Annotated in this window: 4 protein-coding genes; all 4 read right to left on the bottom strand. The window is 67.9% G+C overall.

What is annotated here, in order from left to right; all coding sequences use genetic code 11:
• Nucleotides 1–121: 121 nt before the first annotated feature.
• Nucleotides 122–784 (bottom strand): VOC family protein, encoded by a 663-nt coding sequence (locus JF66_RS17225; RefSeq protein ID WP_035879939.1) that lies wholly within the window; start codon nucleotides 782–784, stop codon nucleotides 122–124.
• 63 nt (nucleotides 785–847) lie between these two features.
• Nucleotides 848–2311, bottom strand: coding sequence for a dihydrolipoamide acetyltransferase family protein (locus JF66_RS17230; protein WP_035879940.1), 1464 nt, complete (start codon nucleotides 2309–2311; stop codon nucleotides 848–850).
• Nucleotides 2312–2313: 2 nt separating this feature from the next.
• On the bottom strand, nucleotides 2314–3303 hold the full coding sequence (locus JF66_RS17235; protein WP_035879942.1) for an alpha-ketoacid dehydrogenase subunit beta: 990 nt from the start codon (nucleotides 3301–3303) through the stop codon (nucleotides 2314–2316).
• A gap of 50 nt (nucleotides 3304–3353) precedes the next feature.
• Nucleotides 3354–4469, bottom strand: a complete 1116-nt coding sequence (pdhA, locus tag JF66_RS17240; RefSeq protein WP_051973698.1) for a pyruvate dehydrogenase (acetyl-transferring) E1 component subunit alpha — start codon at nucleotides 4467–4469, stop codon at nucleotides 3354–3356.
• Nucleotides 4470–4637: the final 168 nt, after the last annotated feature.

The raw sequence follows: 4637 nt of genomic DNA on the forward strand, positions 1-4637 counted from the left end.
GAGTGGTCGCGCCTCGACCAGCGGAGTGGTCGCGCCTCGACCAGCGGAACCGTCGCGCCTCGACCAGCGGAGTGGTCGCGCCTCGACCAGCGGAACGGTCGCGCCTCGACCAGCGGAACGGTCAGAAGGCAGCGGTGCAGACGCACATTTCGTTGCCCTCGACGTCGGCGAGCACCCACCAGTCAGGTGCGTGCTCGTCGGTGAGCAGCGTTCCCCCGGCCTCGACGATGAGCTGTACACGTTCTTCCGCCTCGTCCCCGGTGACGTAGACGTCGAGGTGGATGCGGTTGCGGTCCGTTCGCGCAATCTCCATGTGCTGGAACCAGACCTTGGGCGCGACGCCGTGCGGGTCGACGAGCTCGATTCCGTCCTCACCGGGCACCTCGTCGTAGCCGAGGGCCGCTGACCAAAACGGGCGGATAGCATCCGCGTCGGTGCAGTCGATGGCGAGGTCATACCGAACCGGATTGGCGCGGGCCACCCGGGCGCCCAGCGACGCGGCCACGTCATCGATGCGCGCAGCGAGACGCAGGTCCCGCTCCGTCACACCGCCGGTGTCGTGCGAGGTCAACCGGAACTCGACTCGGCCGTAGCCGAGCGTCACGTCGGGATGATGATCGAGGGCATCCGCTGCCTCAGCGACCCGGTCGACCAGAACGACCGCCGAACGAAAATCGGTGGTGCGGAATGAGGCGTGCAGGGCCCCGTTGAAGTGTTGAAATGCGCTGCTCGCGAGCGCGTGGGCCGTGTTGAAGGGGGCGAGGAGTCCTGCGCTCGAGTTCATGCCTCCACTGTGCCTCGCCGCCGCGCCCCGGTCAACCGGGGCGCGGCGGCGAGGCCTCGGTCGCTAGACCATCGTGATCACCATGGCCGGGTTGGCCAGGATGGTGCCGACATCGGCGAGGAACTTCGAGCCCTGCTCACCGTCCACCAAACGGTGGTCGAACGACAGACTCAGCGTCAGCACCTGGCGCAGCGCCACCTCGCCGCGGTATTCCCACGGCGTGCGGCGGATGGCGCCCATCGCGAGTATCGCTGCCTCCCCCGGATTGAGAATGGGCGTTCCCGCGTCGATGCCGAACACACCGAAGTTGGTGATCGAGAGGGTGCCGCCGGCCAGGCTCGCCGGCGTCGTCGTGCCGGCCCGGGCCGCCGTGGTGAGCTCGGCGAGCGCCGTCGCCAACTCGCCAAGGCCCAGCGTGTGAGCGTCCGTGATGTTGGGCACCAGCAGACCGCGCGGCGTGGCGGCGGCAATGCCGAGGTTCACATAGTTGAACTGCACGATCTCGCCGGCCGCCTCGTCCCAGCGCGTGTTGACGCTCGGGTTACGGGCGATCGCGATGCAGACGGCCTTCGCCACCACCGTGAGGATGGAGATGCGCTGGTCGGCGAAGGCCCGGTTCGTCTTGAGCGAGTCGAGCAGCTCCATGGTGGGCGTCACATCCACGGTGAGGAACTCGGTCACGTGCGGTGCGGTGAACGCGCTCTGCACCATGGCCGCGGCCGTGAGCTTGCGCAGGCTCTTAATCGGAATGCGGGTTTCGCGAGCGGACGCCGCAGCCGGCGCTGCGCCGCCCGCTTCGGCGCTCGACTCGGCAGAGCGCGGGTGGGGCACAGCTCGAACGTCATCGCGGGTGATCAGACCGTCCGGCCCGGTGCCCGTGACGGTCTCGAGGTTCACGCCGAGGTCTCGAGCCAGAGCGCGCACCGGTGGCGTCGACCGCGGACGCTCCACGCCTGCGGCTGCGGCTGCGGCTGCGGTAGCGGGTGCGGTAGCGGGTGCGGTAGCGGGTGCGGCTGCGACTGCGACTGCGGGTGCGGGTGCGGGTGCGGTAGCCGTAGCCGGAGCGGGCGCGGGCACCGTCAGCGGCGCGTTCTCGATCGGCGCCGTGGCTGGCGCGGTGGTGTTTCCCGGGCGTGCACGGCGTGCCGGACGCCCGCCGCGCTCCACGGCCGGACCGTAGCCCACGAGGTTGGCTTCGCGCGCCTCGGGAGCAGGAGCAGCAGTGGTGGTGGGTTCGGACCCCGCAGCCGCGGCGGGCGCCGCCGCGGTACTGGGCGCGCCGGCGGCACCGGGCACGTCGAACGACACGATGGGCTCGCCCACCTGCACGACCACGCCGGTTGGCTGGTGCAACTCGTTCACCACGCCGCTGAAGGGCGAGGGCAGCTCAACCACGGCCTTGGCCGTCTCCACGTCCGCGATGTGCTGGTTAAGCGTCACGGTATCGCCGGGTGAGATATACCAGGCCACGATTTCGCTCTCGGTGAGGCCTTCGCCGAGATCAGGCAGTCTGAAGACCTTGAGCATGGTCACCGTCCCATCGCCGAGTCGATACCGTCGAGAATCCGGTCCAGGTCGGGCAGATGGTGGCTTTCGAGCTTGGCGGCCGGGTAGGGGATGTCGAAGCCCGTCACGCGCACCGGCGCCGACTCCAGGTAGTTGAAGCAGCTCTCCGTGAGGCTCGCGATGATCTCGCCGCCGATTCCGCCGGTACGGTTGGCCTCATGAGCCACCACGAGGCGGCCGGTCTTACGAACGGATGCCTCGAGCGTCGGGTAGTCCACGGGCGCCAGGGACCGCAGGTCGATGACTTCCACCGAGACTCCCTCGTCGGATGCGGCGAGCGCCGCGTCCCGCGCGGTCGTGACGAGCGGACCGTAGGCGAGCAGCGTCACATCCGTTCCCGGCGAGACGACCGTTGCGCGTTCCATGGACAGGCCGAGTTCCGGCACGACCTCGCCCTTCACGTGGTAGCGGCGTTTCGGCTCGAAGTAGAGCACCGGGTCGTCGCTCGCGATGGCCTGGCGGATGAGGCTATAGGCGTCCTGGGGGTTCGACACCGAGATCACCCTCAGCCCTGACGTGTGCGTGAAGTATGCCTCCGGCGACTCGGAGTGGTGCTCGGCCGCACCGATGCCGCCACCGAACGGCACACGGATGGTAATCGGCATCTTCACGGCGCCCTGGGTGCGATAGTGCAGCTTGGCCACCTGACTGACGATCTGGTCAAAGCCCGGGTAGATGAAGCCGTCGAACTGGATCTCGGCCACCGGGCGATAGCCGCGGTAGGCGAGGCCGACGGCCATGCCGATGATCGCGGACTCGGCGAGCGGCGTGTCGATCACGCGACGGTGCCCGAACTCGGCCAGCAGGTCACTCGTCACGCGGAAGACGCCGCCGAGGGCGCCGATGTCCTCACCCAGCAGCACGACCCGGGGATCGTCGGTGAGGGCTCGGTGCAGGCCGGCATTGATCGCCTTGGCGAGCGTGAGGGTTTTGGTGCTCGTATCGGGCGTCATCTGTGCCGCCTCTGTCTCGGTCTGTCGCTTCGGATCTGGCATCGTCATGGTCATGCGTGTCCCCCTGCAGGTGCGTTGGAGCTGGTGCCCGCCTCGAAGCTCGCCAGGTACGCGGCATACTGATCCCGCTCCCGATCGAGTGTGGCGTGCGGCGTGGAATAGACATTGTCGAAAACCGTGAGCGGCTCCGGATCAGGCATGCCGATACAGCCGGCCCGCAAGTCGGCCGCCACCTGGTCTTCCGTGGCCTGCGTGCGTGCCACGAGTTCCGGCGTGAGCAGCCCAAGCGAATCGAGCAGGCGTTTGAGGCGCAGGATGGGGTCCCTCAGCTTCCACGCCTCGAGCTCGGTCTTGTCCCGGTAGCGCGTCGGGTCATCCGCGGTCGTGTGCGGCCCCATCCGATACGTGACGGCCTCGATGAACGTCGGACCCTCACCGCGGCGGGCACGGTCAAGCGCGATCCGGGTCGCGGCCATCACGGCGAGCACGTCGTTGCCGTCCACGCGCATGCTGGGGATGCCGAATCCGGGTGCGCGGTCCGCGATGCTGCGCACGGCCTGCAGCCCCACCGGCTCGGAGATGGCCCACTGGTTGTTCTGGCAGAAGAACACGACAGGCGCCTGGAAGCTCGCGGCAAAGACCATCGCCTCGTTCACGTCTCCCTCACTCGTGGCACCGTCACCGAAGTAGGTGACCGCGACCGAGTCGACGCCGTCATGCTTGGCGCCAACGGCCCAGCCCACCGCATGCAGGGTCTGAGCGCCGATGATGATGTTGGGAGCCGCGAGCTGGTGCTTGTACGGGTCCCAGCCGGACTGGGCGTTTCCGCGCCACACCCGCACGATGTCGGCGGAGGGAACGCCGCGCACATAGGCCACGGCATTCTCCCGGTAACTGGGAAAGATGAAGTCATCGTCGCGGGTGGCCCGGGCCGAGCCGATCTGCGCGGCCTCCTGACCGAGGAGCGGCGGCCACAGGCCGAGTTCACCCTGGCGCTGCAGGGCGGTCGCCTCCGTGTCGATGCGACGCACGACAAGCATGTCTTCGTACAGTGCGGCCAGCTTTTCACCGGTGACATCCGCCACCCAGGGGTCCAGATCGGGGTTGCTCACCCTCTCCCCTTCCGGGGTGAGGAGTTGCTCGAATTCGGGGGACTGATCAACCACTGGGCCGCTCCTAGCGTCGTTGCTAAAGTTGAGTGAATCGTAAGCCGGTGCCGCAAAGGGCACAACCACATCCGAAAGAATTGAGCATTATGCTCTGTTGCGCGGCATGCGGAGCTGTTAGATTTTGCAGTATGTACAGCCTCGATCAGACCGACCGGATGCTCCTCC

Source organism: Cryobacterium sp. MLB-32 (assembly GCF_000738085.1).
Lineage (GTDB): Bacteria > Actinomycetota > Actinomycetes > Actinomycetales > Microbacteriaceae > Cryobacterium.

Bases quoted from the DNA above. Each gene is read 5' to 3' on its own strand.
- JF66_RS17225 (WP_035879939.1), bottom strand. From the start codon at position 784: ATGAACTCGAGCGCAGGACTCCTCGCCCCCTTCAACACGGCCCACGCG.
- JF66_RS17230 (WP_035879940.1), bottom strand. From the start codon at position 2,311: ATGCTCAAGGTCTTCAGACTGCCTGATCTCGGCGAAGGCCTCACCGAG.
- JF66_RS17235 (WP_035879942.1), bottom strand. From the start codon at position 3,303: ATGACGCCCGATACGAGCACCAAAACCCTCACGCTCGCCAAGGCGATC.